This is a genomic window from Enterococcus sp. JM9B (assembly GCF_009933265.1).
GTDB classification, from domain to species: Bacteria; Bacillota; Bacilli; order Lactobacillales; family Enterococcaceae; genus Enterococcus_C; species Enterococcus_C songbeiensis.
Map to the genome: position 1 here is coordinate 14,436 of NZ_MAEK01000041.1, position 17,712 is coordinate 32,147.

18 protein-coding genes are annotated in these 17,712 nt (G+C 40.2%); 5 read left to right on the forward strand and 13 right to left on the reverse strand.

What is annotated here, in order from left to right:
• Positions 1-22 precede the first annotated feature (22 nt).
• Both BAU16_RS12770 and BAU16_RS12775 read left to right on the forward strand, forming a co-directional pair.
• Positions 23-856, forward strand: a complete 834-nt coding sequence (locus BAU16_RS12770) for an undecaprenyl-diphosphate phosphatase (RefSeq protein ID WP_161527215.1) — start codon at positions 23-25, stop codon at positions 854-856.
• A gap of 135 nt (positions 857-991) precedes the next feature.
• Positions 992-2,917: a heavy metal translocating P-type ATPase gene (locus BAU16_RS12775; RefSeq protein WP_161527216.1), complete on the forward strand. Its 1,926-nt coding sequence runs from the start codon at positions 992-994 to the stop codon at positions 2,915-2,917.
• Between the two features lie 42 nt (positions 2,918-2,959).
• Here BAU16_RS12775 and BAU16_RS12780 read toward each other — a convergent pair whose 3' ends face one another.
• Positions 2,960-3,583 carry a DUF47 domain-containing protein gene (locus BAU16_RS12780; RefSeq protein WP_048602942.1) on the reverse strand — a complete coding sequence of 208 codons (624 nt, stop codon included), beginning with the start codon at positions 3,581-3,583 and terminating at the stop codon, positions 2,960-2,962.
• 12 nt (positions 3,584-3,595) lie between these two features.
• Complete coding sequence (locus tag BAU16_RS12785) at positions 3,596-4,579, reverse strand: inorganic phosphate transporter (RefSeq protein WP_161527247.1); 984 nt, start codon at positions 4,577-4,579, stop codon at positions 3,596-3,598.
• A gap of 330 nt (positions 4,580-4,909) precedes the next feature.
• Between BAU16_RS12785 and rpsT the strand changes: the two genes are divergently transcribed.
• The gene (gene rpsT / locus BAU16_RS12790; RefSeq protein ID WP_048602944.1) at positions 4,910-5,164 is read left to right on the forward strand and encodes a 30S ribosomal protein S20; all 255 of its coding nucleotides are present in this window, start codon (positions 4,910-4,912) and stop codon (positions 5,162-5,164) included.
• Between the two features lie 64 nt (positions 5,165-5,228).
• On the opposite strand, the gene holA is transcribed toward rpsT, so the two are convergent.
• The 8 genes from holA to BAU16_RS12830 all read right to left on the reverse strand — a co-directional run bounded on the left by holA (position 5,229) and on the right by BAU16_RS12830 (position 12,766).
• The gene (gene holA, locus BAU16_RS12795) at positions 5,229-6,257 is read right to left on the reverse strand and encodes a DNA polymerase III subunit delta (protein ID WP_161527217.1); all 1,029 of its coding nucleotides are present in this window, start codon (positions 6,255-6,257) and stop codon (positions 5,229-5,231) included.
• Between the two features lie 48 nt (positions 6,258-6,305).
• The gene (locus BAU16_RS12800) at positions 6,306-8,546 is read right to left on the reverse strand and encodes a DNA internalization-related competence protein ComEC/Rec2 (protein WP_161527218.1); all 2,241 of its coding nucleotides are present in this window, start codon (positions 8,544-8,546) and stop codon (positions 6,306-6,308) included.
• A complete protein-coding gene (locus tag BAU16_RS12805; protein ID WP_161527219.1) occupies positions 8,527-9,015 on the reverse strand; it encodes a ComE operon protein 2 in 489 nt (162 codons plus the stop codon). The genes BAU16_RS12800 and BAU16_RS12805 overlap by 20 nt, the downstream gene beginning before the upstream one ends.
• Before the next feature lie 27 nt (positions 9,016-9,042).
• Positions 9,043-9,663 (reverse strand): helix-hairpin-helix domain-containing protein, encoded by a 621-nt coding sequence (locus tag BAU16_RS12810; RefSeq protein ID WP_161527220.1) that lies wholly within the window; start codon positions 9,661-9,663, stop codon positions 9,043-9,045.
• An 85-nt stretch (positions 9,664-9,748) separates the two neighbouring features.
• Complete coding sequence (locus BAU16_RS12815; RefSeq protein WP_048602949.1) at positions 9,749-10,363, reverse strand: HAD-IA family hydrolase; 615 nt, start codon at positions 10,361-10,363, stop codon at positions 9,749-9,751.
• Positions 10,364-10,372: 9 nt separating this feature from the next.
• Positions 10,373-11,716, reverse strand: a complete 1,344-nt coding sequence (locus tag BAU16_RS12820; RefSeq protein WP_161527221.1) for a PFL family protein — start codon at positions 11,714-11,716, stop codon at positions 10,373-10,375.
• Positions 11,717-11,730: 14 nt separating this feature from the next.
• On the reverse strand, positions 11,731-11,997 hold the full coding sequence (locus tag BAU16_RS12825) for an ACT domain-containing protein (protein WP_048602951.1): 267 nt from the start codon (positions 11,995-11,997) through the stop codon (positions 11,731-11,733).
• Positions 11,998-12,100: 103 nt separating this feature from the next.
• Positions 12,101-12,766, reverse strand: coding sequence for a 2,3-bisphosphoglycerate-dependent phosphoglycerate mutase (locus BAU16_RS12830; RefSeq protein ID WP_161527222.1), 666 nt, complete (start codon positions 12,764-12,766; stop codon positions 12,101-12,103).
• Positions 12,767-12,968: 202 nt separating this feature from the next.
• Here BAU16_RS12830 and BAU16_RS12835 point away from each other — a divergent pair, with 202 nt between their 5' ends.
• Positions 12,969-14,327: an MATE family efflux transporter gene (locus BAU16_RS12835; protein WP_161527223.1), complete on the forward strand. Its 1,359-nt coding sequence runs from the start codon at positions 12,969-12,971 to the stop codon at positions 14,325-14,327.
• Positions 14,328-14,370: 43 nt separating this feature from the next.
• Here the strand turns inward: BAU16_RS12835 and BAU16_RS12840 are convergent, their stop codons facing one another.
• From BAU16_RS12840 to BAU16_RS12850, 3 genes are read right to left on the reverse strand one after another with little or no spacing between them, the layout of a single operon-like run.
• A complete protein-coding gene (locus BAU16_RS12840) occupies positions 14,371-14,751 on the reverse strand; it encodes a P-II family nitrogen regulator (RefSeq protein ID WP_048602954.1) in 381 nt (126 codons plus the stop codon).
• The gene (locus BAU16_RS12845) at positions 14,748-15,521 is read right to left on the reverse strand and encodes a DUF1538 domain-containing protein (protein WP_048602955.1); all 774 of its coding nucleotides are present in this window, start codon (positions 15,519-15,521) and stop codon (positions 14,748-14,750) included. Before BAU16_RS12845 ends, BAU16_RS12840 begins: the two co-directional genes overlap by 4 nt.
• Positions 15,518-16,201: a DUF1538 domain-containing protein gene (locus BAU16_RS12850; protein WP_048602956.1), complete on the reverse strand. Its 684-nt coding sequence runs from the start codon at positions 16,199-16,201 to the stop codon at positions 15,518-15,520. Before BAU16_RS12850 ends, BAU16_RS12845 begins: the two co-directional genes overlap by 4 nt.
• Before the next feature lie 125 nt (positions 16,202-16,326).
• Here BAU16_RS12850 and BAU16_RS12855 point away from each other — a divergent pair, with 125 nt between their 5' ends.
• Positions 16,327-17,667: a metallophosphoesterase gene (locus BAU16_RS12855; protein ID WP_161527224.1), complete on the forward strand. Its 1,341-nt coding sequence runs from the start codon at positions 16,327-16,329 to the stop codon at positions 17,665-17,667.
• Positions 17,668-17,712 lie beyond the last annotated feature (45 nt).

Consider the following 17,712-nt stretch of genomic DNA (forward strand, 5'->3'; position numbering starts at 1 on the left):
CATAATGGAAAGGAATGAAAAAATGTTTTTTACAAATTTTATAAAAGCTATCCTTTTAGGAATTATTGAAGGAATCACCGAATGGTTGCCGATCAGCAGTACCGGTCATTTGATTTTAGCCGATCAATTTATTAAATTAAATGAAACTGCCGAGTTTATGTCGATGTTCAATGTCGTAATTCAATTAGGTGCCATTTTAGCGGTAGTTTATCTTTATTTTCATAAGCTTAACCCTTTTTCTCCGACCAAAAATAGTTTAGAAAAGAAAAACACTTGGATTTTATGGTCAAAGGTTCTGGTTGCCTGCGTACCGGCAGCAATTATTGGAATCCCAGCAGATGATTGGTTGGATGCTCACTTTCATAAATTTTTACCCGTAGCTATTATGTTGATTGTTTATGGGATTGCCTTCATTGTTGTTGAACAACGGAACAAGAATGTAACACCAAAATGTACAGATTTGAACCAGTTCACTTATAAAGCCGCCGCAGTTGTCGGTTTTTTCCAAGTTTTATCCTTGATTCCTGGTACCTCTCGCTCAGGAGCAACGATTTTAGGCGCCATCTTGATTGGTGCTTCCCGCTTTGTTGCTACGGAATTTTCCTTCTTTTTGGGAATTCCGGTTATGTTTGGTGCAAGCGCCTTGAAGATTTTTAAATTTATCAAAGATGGCAATGTGTTTGAGTTCCAAGGGGTAGTTATTCTTCTCACTGGAACAATCGTTTCCTTTATTGTTTCTGTTCTTGCCATCAAATTCTTACTGAGCTACATCAAGAGAAATGATTTTACTGTATTTGGGTGGTATCGAATTATCTTAGGTGTGATTCTGATTGGTTATTGGTTGATTGCTATGTAAAAAAAAAAAAACGGACCCTGTGTCCGTTTTTTTTTTTACAAGATAAGTGATAACTACTATCGTTCTCAATTGATGGTTTTTTGTATCCTTCACGAACTTCTCTATGCTATTCTGAATTTGAGAGGAGGAAAACCTATGAGTAAAACTGAAAAACAAGCATTTCTTTCCACTGTGTTCTGTTTGATTTTTATGATTGCCGGATCAATCAGCGGATTATTTCTTCCAATTATTGCCCCCTTATTATTTCTGACAGCTATCTTTTTTGGCGGGTGGAAACAAACCTCCGAAGGCTTGAAAGAGTTGTTCCATGACCGACGGGTAAATGTGGATCTGTTAATGGCTTTAGCAGCAATTGGTGCTTGTATTATCGGCAACTGGTTTGAAGGAGCCATGCTGACCTTTATTTTCTGTTTAAGTGGTTTTCTTGAAGAATATACAACAAATAAAAGCCGAAAAGAGATCACTTCCCTAATGAATCTTCAACCTGCGACCGCTCAAAAATACCTGCCAGATGGGTCGACTGAAGAAATTCCTGTTTCCAGCTTGAGCATCAATGATCGGGTTTTAGTACCAAAGGGAGCAACAATCCCGATTGACGGACAAATCTTGCAAGGACATTCTGCCATCAATGAAGCCTCCGTTAATGGTGAATCCATTCCCGTTGAGAAAAAAAGCGGTGATGACGTCTACGGTGGTACATTGAATTTAGGAAATGTTTTAATCGTCACCGTTACCAAAGCAAGCAATGAAACTTTGATGGCAAAAATCGTAAAACTGGTGGAAGAAGCGCAACAAAAACCGACAAAAACGGCCACCTTTATTGAAAAAATTGAAAATACCTATGTAAAAATCGTGTTACTGACGGTACCGCTCATGATTCTCCTGCCCCATTATTTGATTGGTTGGAGTTGGGAAGAAAGCTTTTACCGCGGAATGGTTCTATTAGTGGTCGCTTCTCCCTGTGCCTTAGTCGCCTCTGCTACACCAGCGACTTTAGCTGCCATTTCCAGCAGTGCTAAAAACGGCATTTTGCTAAAGGGCGGCGCAGCATTGGAACGCTTTGCCCAATTAAAAACAGTTGCCTTTGATAAAACCGGTACCCTGACAGAAGGAAAACCAATCGTAACGGATGCAGTCTTTTTGCAGGACTCTCCCACAATTCGACAATTAATTGTCGCTATGGAAGCAAAAACTACTCATCCATTAGCCGATGCGATTATCAATTACTTCGATCTGACGATTGATCCTCAATTTGCTGCGCTAGAAATTGAAGAAATCACAGGTTTTGGATTACAAACTCAGTTTCAAGGGGCAACTTGGAAAGTCGGAAAACATGCTTATGACCCCAAACAAACTTTGAGTGAAGAACACACCACAATGCTCAAGAATTTCACCAGTAGCGGAAAAACAATCATTTACTACGCACGGGACCACGAGCTATTAGCTTTCTTTGCGCTGCAGGATATCGCCAAGGCTGATGCCCATCAAGTTATCAATTATTTTAAAAAGAAAAACATTCAAACTGTAATGCTTACCGGTGACCATCAGGGAACCGCTGAAGTCATTGCCAAAAAAATTGCGCTGGATGACTTTCATGCGGATTGCCTGCCAGATGATAAATCAAAAATCATCACCGCACTTAAACAGCAAGGAGAAATTGCTATGGTGGGAGATGGTATCAATGATGCACCTGCTCTTGCTAGCGCCTCAGTGGGAATCGCTATGGGAGAAGGAACGGATCTTGCCGTAGATGTCGCAGAGATGGTATTGATGAAAAATGAGCTTATCAAATTACAGCAAGTGCATCTTCACGCCTTAAAATTGCAACGGGTAATCAAACAAAACATCGTCTTTTCAGTTGGCGTCATCGGGTTATTGATTTTGTCCAACTTCTTCCAAATTTTAAATTTACCACTGGGTGTTATCGGTCATGAAGGCAGTACGATTCTTGTGATTCTAAATGGCTTGCGCCTACTAAGAATGCCGAAAGTCCCCTCCGTAGATTCCGCCTGTCTGGAGTGTGAAATTTACAATTTGCAGAAGAGTGATTCTGCTGCTTAACAAAAAAAACGAAAAACCCGCAAAGGTTTTTCGTTTTTTTGTTTACGTATTTTTAATAACCATTCCGTCGATGATATCAACAGCATCTTCACTGGCATTGATGATTTCTTCAAAACGATCGTAGATGTCTTTCCATTTGATGATTTCCACCACATTGATTTCTGCAGTAAACAGTTCTTTTTTCAAATCAGAATAAAGTCGGTCTGCATCAGATTCCGTATGATTTACTTCATCAATCATCTTGCGCAATATTTTTGAATTTTTAAATTTGTGAAATTCTTTCGTAGCGGTATGCACCCCTTGAGCTGCTTTTGCTACCATTTCAGCAAAGGTATCTGTATCTTTTCGCATTTCAGTAATTACTAGGTTTTCGAAGAGATAAGTCATTCCATTGATTCCATCTAAAATATCATCAATTCGTTCAGAAATAACTAAAATATCTTCGCGATCGATTGGTGTAATAAATGCATCATACAGCTCATTGGTCAGTTCAGTAACGATTCGATCTCCTTCGCGTTCCAACTCATGGATTTTTTCCGACTCTGACACTAAATTGTCAGGTGAATAGTTACCAACTAGATTCAGCAGAATCTCTGCGGCGCTATGCGCATTGGCTGCCAAATGTTCCATTGCCTCAAAAAAGTCAAATTGTTTTTTCCGTGCCATCGAATTCTCTCCTTAAAAAATTGCTACAAATAATTTTGCCATGACGTAGGCAATCAATCCACATCCCGGGAAGGTCATTACCCAGGCAAATATCATTTCCTTTACGATCCGCCAATCAACACTGGATAATCGTCGAGAAGCGCCAACACCCATGATTGCAGTGGTTTTTGTATGGGTTGTAGAAACCGGAATCCCAAAAACTGACGCAAGAAAAAGACAGATTGCTGCACTAACATCCGCTGAAAAGCCTTGATATTTTTCAATCTTCACCATATCCATACCAACAGATTTGATGATCTTCATTCCACCGACCGAAGTACCAAAGCCCATCGTCAAGGAACACAACGCCATCACCCATAAAGGAATAACAAAGCCATTGCCGGTTTTTTCAACCAGGTTATTATAATAAAGACCCAGCATAAAAACCCCCATAAATTTCTGACCATCTTGTGCGCCATGCAAAAAAGCATTTGCGGCAGCTGCAATTGCCTGCCCAATGGTGAAAAATTTATTTGCTGCCCGACGCTGAACATCTCGGAAAATCACTGCAATCAGTTTGGCAATTAAGTACCCACCGCCAAAACCCATCACAGTAGAAACGACAAGACCGATAAGAACTTTTAGCCATTCTTGTCCGTTGACCGCATCCAAACCACCTAAAGCCATTGCCGAGCCGGTTAATCCGGCAATCAGCGCATGAGACTCACTGGTTGGAATACCGAAGTACCAAGCCGCTACCGACCATACAACGATAGAAAAAAGCGCCGCCGCCAAAGCGACCTGCGATGCACCGATATTGCCTTGGGCATCAAAAGAAACGATGTTACTGATTGTTTCTGCAACCTGCGCGTTAAACGCTGTCATCACGAGCGCACCCAAAAAATTCATGGCTACGGCGATCCAAATTGCAACGTTTGGTTTTAAAACACGCGTAGAAACGGCAGTTGCGATTGCGTTGGGCGCATCTGTCCAACCGTTTACAAAAATTACACCCATAACGAGTGTGACTGTTATTACTAATGCAATACTCAAATAATACACCACCAAAAAATTTTTCCGTTGTTATCATAGCACATATCCAGAATTGTTGCTTAGTTTTTTTTGAAAAAACAGGTTTAAAACACCAATTCAAAGTAAAATCTCTTGATAACATGGGTAATTTGCCGATAATAAGATTCTTTTCATTTCCTGAAAAAAATAAATTTCTTCTGTTAAGTAAATTTTCTTTACAACTTTTATTGCAATGAACTCAAGGTTTAGGTATAATGACTAGTGTTGATTTATACGAAATTTCGTATAAGAACTTTTTTTTCGGAGGTGAAATACATGCCAAACATTGAATCTGCAATCAAACGCGTACGTACAAGCGAAGTTGCCAACGCGAAAAATTCATCTCAATCAAGCGCTATGCGTTCTGCTGTCAAAAAATTTGACCAAGCAGTTGAAGCTGGTGCGGATAACGTAGATGCGTTATACAAAGATGCTGTTAAAGCAATCGATATGGCTGAGTCAAAAGGATTAATCCACAAAAACAAAGCAAATCGCGACAAATCTCGTTTAAGCAAAAAAATCGCAAAATAATCAAACGGTTGGTTTTCCACTGTTTAACAAAAAAGCCTGATTTCTCAGGCTTTTTTGTTATGCTCTATTTCACCGTATCTTGACTTGCCTGTAACACGAACAATTGAAAAGCGAACTCTTTTTCCACTTTTCCGGTTTTGATCAAATAGTCATTTTCCACCAACTCGTCAAGTAAACGCACTAAATTTTCTTCTTGATAGTTGCGAACTTGCTGCATGGCTAGTTTCACCCGATATGGATGAATCTTAAGAGTTTCAGCGATTTTTGCCTGTTGGTACCCGGCTTTCATCAAAATTCGTGTTTGTAATAATAAACGTAATTGCCCAATCAGGATCGCATTGATCTTGATGGTTTCTTCCCCTTGTAAATGCAAATCTTGATAAATCTTCAACGCCGCCTCAACATTGCCGCTTAAAACATTTCCGGTCAAATCAAAGATATTATGTTCCAACGTTTTTGGAATCAATTGCAGCAGTTCCTGCTTAGATACAAAATGAGTCTCCCCAGCAAAAATTTTCAGTTTCTCCAACTCTTGCATCGTTTTGCTCAAATCTAGATCCGTAAGTTGTAAAAAAAGATCAATCGTTTGACGATCCATTTTCAGACCATCATTTTCCATCGTCTGTTGAACGTAACGCCGGACTTCGGGTTCTTTTAAGGGGTGAACATCGATTAGTTCACTGGCTTTTTTCAGTTGCTTCGTTATTTTTTTTCGCTCATCCAATTTTTCATAATCTGCAAAAAACACGACAACTGAAGTTTCATTCGGCTGTTTCAAATAGGTCAAAAAAGCATCCATATCATGTTCAGGAGCGTTGGCTTTCTTTTCTGCTGTAAAGAAATACGGACGTTCCACAAAAATCAGTCGTTGATCTCCGAAAAATGGCGCCGACTCTGCTTCAGCGAGAACACTATCAAGCGGATCTCTCTCCATATCAAACTGTGCAAAATTCAAATCGTCATCCTCTACCGCCAAACGCTTCAAAAAAGCATCACGGATCTGATCCTGCAAATATTTCTCTGTTCCCAGTACTAAATAAAGCGGCTGAAGTTCCTGTGAACGAATCGCCTGCAAGGCTGTTTGAGTATTCATTATTTCCCCACCTTCAAGAATCATCCTACCATTTCAATAGCTCAAATTCTATTCTTTTATTTTTGAGATTGTTGGCTGTGTTTGCCAAATTTTCCAACGATAGCTAATCATACCCTGCTGATCCGTTCGCAAAATCTCAATATTTTGTTCCTTTAAAAGTGTCACAACTTCTTCGTGCGGATGACCAAAGCGATTATCAAATCCGCATGAAATAATAGCCTGCTTCGGAGCAACCTTTTTCAAAAAGTCAGCATCTGTTGAGGTGCGACTGCCATGATGTCCTAATTTTAGTACATCCACTGCCAAGGAAGGATAGTGACGAAGCACCTGCTTCTCTCCTTCTTTCCCCAAATCTCCGGTAAGTAAGAAACGTTGCCCTTTGACTTTTGTTGCCACAACCATAGAATCTTCATTCTCCCCTTTTCCTTCTTTGAAAGGATGCAAAACCTCCAATCGAAAAAAAGAACCCACTCGATCCCCGGCCTTTACATATTTTATTTTCGTTTTTGGCGCTAATTGAGCCAGCATTTTTTTGATGTTTGGGTGTTGTTGACTCCCATTAGTCAAATAAACCGTGTCAATAAAAATATGCTTTGCTAAAGCAAGTACATCACCCATATGATCCGTATCTCCATGAGTCAACAGCAGTTTATCGATTTTCCGGATTCCTTTTCCTTTTAATAAAGGCAGCAAGGTGTAGTCAGCATTCCTTTTTTGTCCTTTCTGAGAAAAAAACTGCAACTTCCCACCGGTATCAATCAATACAACTTCCCGCTGAAGTGGTGCAGTCAGCAAAATGGCATCTCCTTGTCCCACATCAACGAAGGTCACTGCTGTTTCTACTGAAAGTAAATTAGGTAGCGTCGGCAGAAGCAAACAAAAAATAATCGCTTTGCAATACTTCTTTCTTTGATAAAAAAAGCCCCCTGCAAATAGTCCCAACAACATAATTATAAATGGTGGCTGCCCGCTTCGCCAAAGCCACGGAAATAAACCGGATAGTGTCTCCACCAAAGTAAGCAGCTGGTCAAAACCTGCCAGAAACACCGCTGGAATTTTTCCAATAAAGGACCAGCTAAGCAAAAGAAGTGCAGTCGGCAATAATATAAACTGAAAAATCGGTGCCAAGAGAAATGTCAAAATTCCGCCCATCAACGGCCACTCAAAAAAGAGATAGAGAATCAATGGCGCAGCTAAAAGCGAGAGCCATTGGGAACGTATAAGCAGCCTCAACCAACCGCTTGCTTTAGGTTGACACAAAATCAGCCAAGACATCATCAAAGAAAGCAGTCCGGAAGTTTTGACCACTACTGCCGGGTCCAAAATAAGTAAAACAAGTAACACGAGAGCAAAACAATCCATTGCCGAAAGTCTTACCGGAACCATTTGTGTGAATAATCTCAAAAGAAACAACAAGCCAGCCCGCCAAACGCCGGGAGCACCACCCATCAAGCCAATCAACACTATTGTAATCAGACAAAAAAGTGGAAAAGTTTCCTGTGGTGTCCAACGAAGCCTTCTAACTAACTTCTGGATTCCTCCCAGAAAAAAATAGACATGCATGCCTGAGATACTAAACAGATGCAACACTCCAGCTGGCGCAAAAATCTCCGTCAATTCCTCAAAGCGCTGGTCTTTGTAACCTGTCAACAGTGCCGATACATAGGCACTGCTCTTTGTCGAAAAACTTTTTTCGATATGATCAATCAAACCCGCACGTAAACCTCTGATTGAAAATACTTTCGAAATTGCCTGCTTTTTCTCGATACGATGGATTTTTAAAATTCCGGAATACCCGTTAATCTTCAGATACCGTTGATAATCAAAACCGTATTGATTTCTTTGCGGTTGCCCCAGTTGTATTTCTCCTTTGATACGGATTCGAACCTGCCAATTTTTTCGCTGTTGCCACATTTCATGGTCTGTTTGCTTTTTTAGTTGATAAGAACAGCGAAAGCGACGTTTCTGTTGATCCTCTCCATCAAAAGTTACAAGATTTTCTTTCAATTGGATAGTGTCTGGTTCTACTTGAAGGATCATTTCTGTTTTTCCGGGTGATATCATTTTTGGTAAGCTGCTGATTCCCAAAACTAAAACGATCAACCCGCAAAACAGTGCCAAAAGTAATAAAGCAATTTTTCTTTTACAGCAAAGAAAAATAAATAGATAGATGCCAAAAAGACAGAACCCATAGGCTGAAAATAGCCATCCACTGCAAAAAGTCGCAACCAGCAAACTCGGGAAAATAAGCTGATTGCGCAGTGTCCAATCAAGGGTTGGTTTTTTCACTCAACTCTCCGAAAGAAAGTTTGGTGAAATATTTAGGTTCCAAGACAACTTGATGAACAGACGCCCCCACCTGCTGAATCAAGTCTAAAGCATACTCATTGTTTCGATAATCATTCATATAATGAATCGTTTTAATGCCTGCTTGTAGGATTGCTTTGGTACAAGGCAAACAAGGAAAATGCGTGACATAAATCTCCGCACCTTCTGTTGAGACACCTAATTTTGCACATTGAAGGATGGCATTCATTTCTGCGTGGATCGTTCGAATACAATGACCATCAACGACAGAACACCCATCATCAATGCAATGAACATCTCCACTAACAGACCCGTTATATCCGCCTGCAATAATCCGACGGTCTTTCACTAAAGTAGCTCCTACTTCCAGTCGTGTGCACGTACTACGCAAGGACAGCAAAGCTGCCTGCGCCATAAAATATTGGTCCCAAGGGATTCGTTCAAAAGTCATACGTTCTCTCCTAATCATCGTTATTACTTATATTGTAATGGAAGGTTTCAATTTTTCAACCGTCTTTTCACCAATACCTGAAACTTCTGTCAAATCCTCGACAGAAGGAAATGGACCATTTTCTTCCCGATAGTCAATGATCGCTTGGGCTTTCTTTTCACCGATACCAGATAATTCTTGTAGTTGACTAATTGTTGCTGTATTGATATTGATTTGTATCGAATCAGCAGCTGATACTTCTTGAATTTGTGGATGCATTATCACTTCCGTTTCTTCTTTATTTGGAACATAGATCATTTGTTGGTCAACCAAAATGGCGGCTAAATTTAATGCCTTTTCATCTGCTGCCTCTGTCAAGCCTCCCGCTAACAAAACTGCCTCGTGAATGCGTGCATTTGGCTCTAACGAGTAGACACCTGGCTTTTTCACCTCTCCTTTGATATCTATAAGAATCTCGGTTTTTTCTGTTATCCTCGTTTCTGACGACACTGAACTTTCCTGACTTTCTTCTGCTAAATCCCAACTTGTCTCGGTAGTAAAGGTCCGTTGGAAGTAGATAAATGCCACACCACAAAGAATGAGCAAAATAATACTTCCTAAACATACAAAAAGTCGATAATTTTTCCAACATAGTTTTAGTTTTTCCATTATTTTTCCTCCTTCGTTAATAAGTTCGCTAAAAAAATAGTTTTCTGCGAAAAAAAACAACTACCCAAAAGATAGTTGTTTCGTTCTACTTATTCAAAGTAAGAATCTCACTCATGTGATGAATCGTAAAGTCGGCTGAAATCTCAGACAAAAAATAGTCAATATCGTAAAAACACGTTTTGATCCCGGCACTTTTTCCTGCATCGATATCCATTGGACGATCCCCTACCATAACAGTACTTTCTCTTGGCAAGTGGTATTTTTCAACGAGATAGTTGATGGCACTTGGATCTGGTTTTCTTGGAAATTGGTATTCAGGTCCAACGATTTCTTCAAAAAATTCCAACATTCCAGCATTTGCTAAAAGTTCTTTTGTTGAAGCAACGGTGCGATGGGTCAAAATATAATTTTTTCCTCCCGCTTGAATTATCGCCTTCAAGGTATCGTAAACTTCTGGAAATACTACTGGCTGCCGTTGATCCATTGCTTCTTTTTGATGAAACCGTTCAGTAAATTCCGCAAAATCCAACTGGTAGGTCTCTGCTACTGCTTTTGATGAGTGTTCTTTTAGTAAACGATAAATTTTTTTCGGTTCTGCGTTGATCTGATAATCAGCCAACGCTTGAATAAAGCCGTCTAACATGATAGGGTACGTGTCAAATAACGTCCCGTCAAAATCCCAAATATATGAATGAAACATGTTTTTCTCCTAATTCTTAAATGAATGAATTGGCGCTGGGATTCTGCCCCCGCGCTGTATAAAATCGGTAGAAGCTGCTTGATTGGTCTTCATTACCGGTGCAGTTCCTAAAAGACCACCGAACTCAACCAGGTCACCAACTTTTTTATCCTTTGCCGGAATGATTCGAACAGCGGTAGTTTTATGATTGATAACACCGATAGCTGCTTCATCAGCAATCATTGCAGCAATCGTTTCTGCTGGTGTGTCTCCCGGAATAGCAATCATATCCAGACCAACCGAACAGATAGCCGTCATCGCTTCTAATTTTTCAAGATTCAAATACCCGTTTTCCACGGCTTTAATCATTCCCGCATCTTCAGAAACCGGAATAAAAGCTCCGGATAATCCCCCAACATGGTTACAAGCCATTACGCCGCCTTTTTTCACTGCATCATTCAGTAAAGCCAATGCTGCTGTCGTTCCATGGGTTCCAACTGACTCTAATCCCATTTCTTCCAAAATCAGCGCAACGCTATCTCCAACAGCCGGTGTTGGGGCCAATGACAAATCAACGATTCCAAACGGAACATTTAGACGCTCGGAAGCAACTCTGCCCACCAATTGTCCCATACGAGTAATTTTGAAAGCTGTTTTTTTGACGGTTTCCGCCACTACATCAAAAGGTTCTCCTTTGACTTTTTCTAACGCCCGCTTCACTACTCCCGGACCGCTGACACCAACATTGATCTCGCAATCTGCTTCCCCAACTCCATGAAAAGCTCCTGCCATAAAAGGATTATCCTCAACCGCATTGGCAAAAACTACCAGCTTTGCACAGCCCATATCAGAAGCAGCCGCCGTTTTTTTAATCGTTTCACCCATTAGTTTCACTGCATCCATGTTGATACCAGCACGTGTAGAACCGATATTGACAGAAGAACAAACAAATTCTGTTTCTGCCAAAGCTTCCGGAATGGAATGAATCAGCGGCAGATCTGCACCTTGGTACCCTTTTTCGACTAACGCACTGTAGCCACCGATAAAGTTCACGCCTACTGCTTTTGCCGCTTTGTCCAATGTTTTTGCAAATTGAACGCAATCCTGCCCGCCGCTTGCGGAAGCAATGATTGCAATTGGTGTTACTGATATCCGTTTGTTAATAATTGGAATACCGAATTCCGTTGAAATATCTTCTCCAACCTTCACCAAGTTTTTGGCTTTTTCAGTAATTTTTTGATAAATTTTCTGACAGGTCTTTTCCGTACTTGCATCAATACAATCCAGTAAAGAAATTCCCATTGTGATGGTCCGAATGTCCAGATTTTCTTCTTCTACCATTCGGATCGTTTCTAAAACTTGTTTTGTTTCCATAGTTTTCCTCCGAATTATAGTTTGTGCATTGCATTGAAAATTTCTTCGTTTTGAATACTAATTTTAACACCAAGAGCAGCCCCTACTTGGTCCAATTCCTGTTTGATCTGCCCAAAATCGGCTGCCGCATCCATTTCCAGCATCATCATCATGGTAAAATATTCCTCCATGATAGTTTGTGTTACATCTAAAATATTGATTTCAAGTTCTGCTAATTTTTGGCTGACACCGGCGATAATTCCCACCTTGTCTTTGCCGATTACTGTTAAGATAGCTTTCATGCAGCGAATCCTCCAATTTTTTTCAATAGTATACCATACCTTTGCCTAGTTATTCACAAAATTTCAGAACAAGCGTCTTTGAATTTTCATGAATGTTCGTAGTTTACAATAATTGTTTCTCAATAATGCGTAACTGAGGATCTAAACGATACAAAATCGGTTGGGCATTAGGAATGTCGATCGTATCCATTTGATTCTCTGGAATATTCTCCAAATATTTTACCAGTGCCCGCAAACTATTCCCATGACCGGCAATCAATACATTTTTTCCAGAACGAAGAAGGGGGGCTATTTCTTGCCATAAAGGAATGATCCGCTGAACCGTCATTTGCAGATTTTCCCCATGAGAAATATCTCTAGCGGCTAAATGATTATACCGTCGATCAAAATGATTTTCTGAAGCTAAGGGCGGCATTTCGTAAAAATCCCGACGCCAACGCTGAACCTGTTCTTTTCCAAAACGCTCAGCCATTTCATCCTTGTTTTCACCTACTAATGCACCATAATGGCGTTCATTCAACCGCCAAGTCTTATAGGTAGGAACCCAGAGTTGATTACTTGCTTCCAAAACGATGTGACAGGTCAACAGTGCCCTCTTTAGAACCGAAGTGTAAGCAGCATCAAATTCAATCTGAGCAGCCTTAATCTTTTCTCCCGCTTCTTGCGCCTGCACCTTCCCTTTTTCTGTTAACGGAACGTCTAACCATCCCGTCCAATAATTTTCAAAATTTGCTTCACTTTCTCCATGACGAATTAATACGACATCCATCTCGCTACACCTCTCTTGAATTGATTATCCCAGTTTCACTGAAAAAAGTCATTCCCTATTTATTATCTGAACATTTTATGATTGCAAACCCTAACAAAATGCCTAATTTTTGATTGAATTTTTGTTGATTTCTACTCTTGTGTTTCCATTCAACTGTGATAGTATGTAACTTGCGAAAATGAAAAAGTGAGGGTTATAAAGTATGAGAGACTTGACCACGGGTACCCCAGCAAAATTAATTTTTATTTTTACTATTCCGTTGCTCGTCGGAAATATTTTTCAGCAATTCTATAATATGGTAGATATGATCATCGTCGGACAAACCATCGGAAAAGAAGCCCTGGCAGCGGTTGGAGCCACTGGGAGTATTACTTTTTTGATTATCGGATTTGCTCAAGGTTTGACTGCCGGGCTGTCAATTATTACGGCTCAACGTTTTGGCGCGCAGGATTATCGCGGAGTCAAAAGAAGTTTTGCAGTCAGCATCGTAATCAGCCTAGTCGTTACAACAATTCTAACAATTTTAAGTTTGGTTTTTCTGCGCCCATTACTCTTGGTGATGCAGACTCCTCCAGAAATTTTGGAGCAAGCACAGGAATTTATTTCCGTTATTTTAGGAGGCATGTTTGCTTCCATGGCCTTTAATTTGCTTTCAAACATGGTTCGTGCATTGGGAGACAGCCGCACTCCCCTTTTCTTTCTGATCTTCGCAGTGATTATTAATGTTGTTTTGGATTTAGTTTTTATTATTAATTTTAAAATGGGGGTTGCAGGTGCTGGCTATGCTACCGTTATTGCTCAAATTGCCGCCAGTGTCATGTGTTTTATTTATATCAAGAAAAAAATTCCCTTACTCCAATTAACAAAAAGTGATTTTCAATTCGATAAGAAAAATATTCGTGTCCATTTGAATGCAGGGCTGCCAATGGCCTTCCAGTCGTCGATCATCGCTATTGGAGCTGTTATCCTTCAATCCGCTTTAAACAGTCTAGGAACGGACGTGGTTGCCGCTCAAGCCGCGGCTGGACGAATCGACCAATTTGCTACCCAGCCAATGATGTCATTTGGCGTAACGATGGCAACCTTCACCGCACAAAACTTCGGAGCGAAAAAATACGGTCGTATATTAACAGGAGTAAAACAGTGTCTGATTATGAGTTGCAGCTTCAGTATTGTTGCCGGTGCCATTGTGGTCCTCTTCGGAAAGCAATTTGTTCGTTTATTTGTAAATACCAGCGAAGTTGAGGTTTTTCACTTAGCTCAGATTTATTTTAATATTGCTTCTAGTATGTACTGGATTTTAGCTATCTTGTTTATTTTACGCTACACCTTACAAGGTCTGGGACAAACAAAAATCCCAACGATTGCCGGTGTGATGGAATTGATTATGCGTTCCTTCGCAGCAATCGTACTGACTCATTATTTCCAATATCCTGGTGCTGCTGCAGCTTCTCCTCTTGCTTGGATTGGCTCCGTCATTGTACTTCTCTATTCTTATTTCAAAGCGATCAAAGAGCTGAAACGATTGGATGCGCAACAGCAATTAGTTGAAGCAAAATGAAAAAGGACAGAAACAGCGAAATCAAGCTGTTTCTGTCCTCTTTTTATTGTTTCCCCTCGTCCAATAATCGTTCCATATCGACAACTTTACGATAAGAATTGATTTCTGTAATTCCAATCACTTTATCAATGTCGATACTAAAACAAATCCCGTTTCCTGGTTTGCTGATCTGTATACCACTACCAATCGCCTGCATCACTTCATTCGTTAATGTATCAGGAACAAGTGTCAAAACGATATCCTTTTCCGGTTCGATTTCAATTCCGAAAAAGCGGGCGCTGTCATGAGCGCCGGAGCCTTTCGCATGGATGACTGTTCCGCCATTTGCGCCAGCCTCCTTTGAGTAACCGATCACTTCAGAACCAACGCCTTTATCAACGATGGTCACGATCATTTCCAAATTTAATGCAACGGGTCTATTCATCTTCTTTCCTCCGATTCTTGTAATGCTTGTCGCTGTTTTAGAACACGTTCTTGTTTGCGTTTATAAATATAGCCTAATGCTAAGGTCGATAAGATTGGCGTCAAGGCGATCATCGCAACCACGCCGAATCCATCAATCATCGGACTGCGCCCTTCGATTTGTGCGGCAATAGCTACTGCCATCGATAAAATAAAGGTAGAACACATTGGTCCGGTGGCAACGCCCCCGTTATCAAAGGCCATTGCTAAAAACATTTTATCCACTTTTCTTCCTAAAATAAAAACCAGTAAATAGCCGGGAATCAGGAAATAGTACAGACTAAAACCTGCCAACAAGCGCCACATAGAAAGAGCAACTGCAATACCAATTCCGATAGAAACGACTGCTAGTAAAACTTTCCCTTGAATCGTTCCCTCACTTTCTTCTTCCACTTGCTTAACCATGACATGGATCGCAGGTTCGGCAAAACCAACTAGAAAGCCCATCACTAATCCGATTGGAATCAGAATGTAGTTGTTCTCCATAGATGCAAGTGCAGAACCTAAATGTTGCCCCACCGGTACATAAGCAATCTCAACCCCATGTAAAAAGAGAATCAAGCCAAATGTAGTCAGTAAAAAGCCTTTCATAATATTCCAAAATTTTTGTTTTTTTAGTTTGAAGCTAAACGCATTCATCAATACAAAAATCAAAATAATTGGAAAAATCGCCATCAAAACATCCTTAATGATGTCGTCAAATCCGGTAAAAATCTGTTGAAGTAAACTCACTGAAAAATCACTCCCAACAACATTACTGCTAAAATAGGTCCCAGTGATGAGATCCCAACCATACCAAAGCTGTCATCCTCGCCCTTACCTTGTTGGATCATACTGGTCAATCCACTAGCTAAAGCTAAAATAAACGGTACAGTAACTGGTCCTGTCGTTACGCCTCCAGCATCGAAGGCAATCGGCATAAATTCTGGCGGTGTAAAAAAGGAAGCCGCCAAAACCGCTATGTATCCTACCAGCATCAACTTGTAATAGGAAATTTTAAATACTACTCGCAACAAGGCAAAAGCTAGAAAGACCCCCGTTCCGATACTAACAACGCCGATTAATAAAAATTTTGTGATTGCGCCTTCAGAAATATCCGTCACTTGCTGGGCAAGAACCTGAACAGATGGTTCTGCAATAGTGATTCCGATCCCGATTGCAAAGCCGAGACTAAGCATAATTGCTAAATTACGTCGTTTGATCATATACTCGCCGACTAATTCCCCCACTCGCAACATCGAATATTCTGCACCAAATAAAAAGAACGCCATTCCCACCATCATGATTCCTGCACCCACTAGAAAAGTAATTAAATCATCCTTTGCTAAAGGTGCAAAAATAAATGTCAAGATCGTGATCAAGACCGTCATCGGCAAAATTGAAACAATTACTTCTTGAAATGTTTTTCGCATCGCTCTCCTCCTATATTTGTTATACTTATAGTGTAACCTAAAAATAACGTTCATACCAATTTATTTTCAATTTACTTCATTTTTTTTTAGGTTTATAGGAAATTTTATAGGGAAGAGATGACAAAATGAAAAAATGGATAGTACCAACAATCGGGTTTCTACTCCTTCTTGTAGCATTTGGAACCTTTCTTTCAAGTCACGGAGAAAAAAAAACCTCGTGGTTGAAAAAAGAGGCTCCTGATTTTTGGGTGCTTTCAGATGTTCACTTTATTGCGCCAGAGTTGCACGATGATGGACCTGAATTTACTTACATCACAAAAACAGCGGCTGGCAAAGATTTATACTACCAAGAAGAAAGTTTGCAGGCCTTTATTGAAAAAGCCCGGCAAGAAAAACCAGAGGGAATCATCATTACCGGTGACCTCACGTTAAACGGCGAAAAAGCAAGTGCGGAAAAAATGGCAGACTTGTTTCGTCCCCTTGAAAAAAAGGGTATTAAACTTTTATGTATTCCCGGAAATCACGACATCCACGATGGTTGGGCAAGGTCTTATCACGGCGAAGAGCAAGAAAAAATTCCTCAGATCAGTCCTGAAGATTTTAAAAAGATTTTTCCGGATGGCTATAAAATAGCAAACAGTACTGATCCAGATAGTTTGAGTTATAGCATTTCGGTCAATTCTCATTACCAATTTATCTTTCTGGATTCAAACATCTATACGTTGGATGTCAGCTCCTCTGCTCCTCCAACCGGTGGAGAACTATCAAAAGAAACTTTGTCGTGGCTAAAGCAACAACTGGCGCAGGCAAAAGAAGCAAAACAAACTTCTTTGGTTTTCATGCACCACAATCTTTATCAGCATAATGCGCTGGTTCATCAAGGCTATGTTTTAAAAAATACCAACGACTTAAAGAAACTTTTAAAAGACTATAAGGTTCCGGTTGTTTTTTCTGGTCACATTCATGTTCAAGATATTATGGCCGATCCCGATCAACAGCTAGACACAAAAGAAATTGTCACCGGTTCGTTTGCCATTGCCGACCACGGCTACGGTATTCTTTCAATCCAACCACAAAAAATCACTTATAATCGAAAAACGTTGGATGTCGATACTTGGGCAAAAGAACAGCATGAAACAGCAGAAAATCTGCTTCATCATCAGAAATATTTGAAAGATTTATTTCTTCTTGATGGGGAACGGATGGCCTATGAGCAATTACTAGGGCAGGATATTTTTGATAAAACCGTTCTAGAGCCTAGCGCCACATTTGTCGGAGAGAAGAATTATCTCTATTTTACGGGAAACGATTTTCTTTCCGACACCGAAGTTGCGCAAGAAAAACAACAGGAAGGCTATCAGTTGATTGCTGAACACTCTAGTTTTTTAAAAAACTATCTTGATACGATACTACAAGATACAAATTTACCAGATGATCACTTGGAAATCTCGCTTTCTGAGAAGTAATTTTTTTGATGAGGGTATAAAAATAGCGCACAAAATGTACGCCGT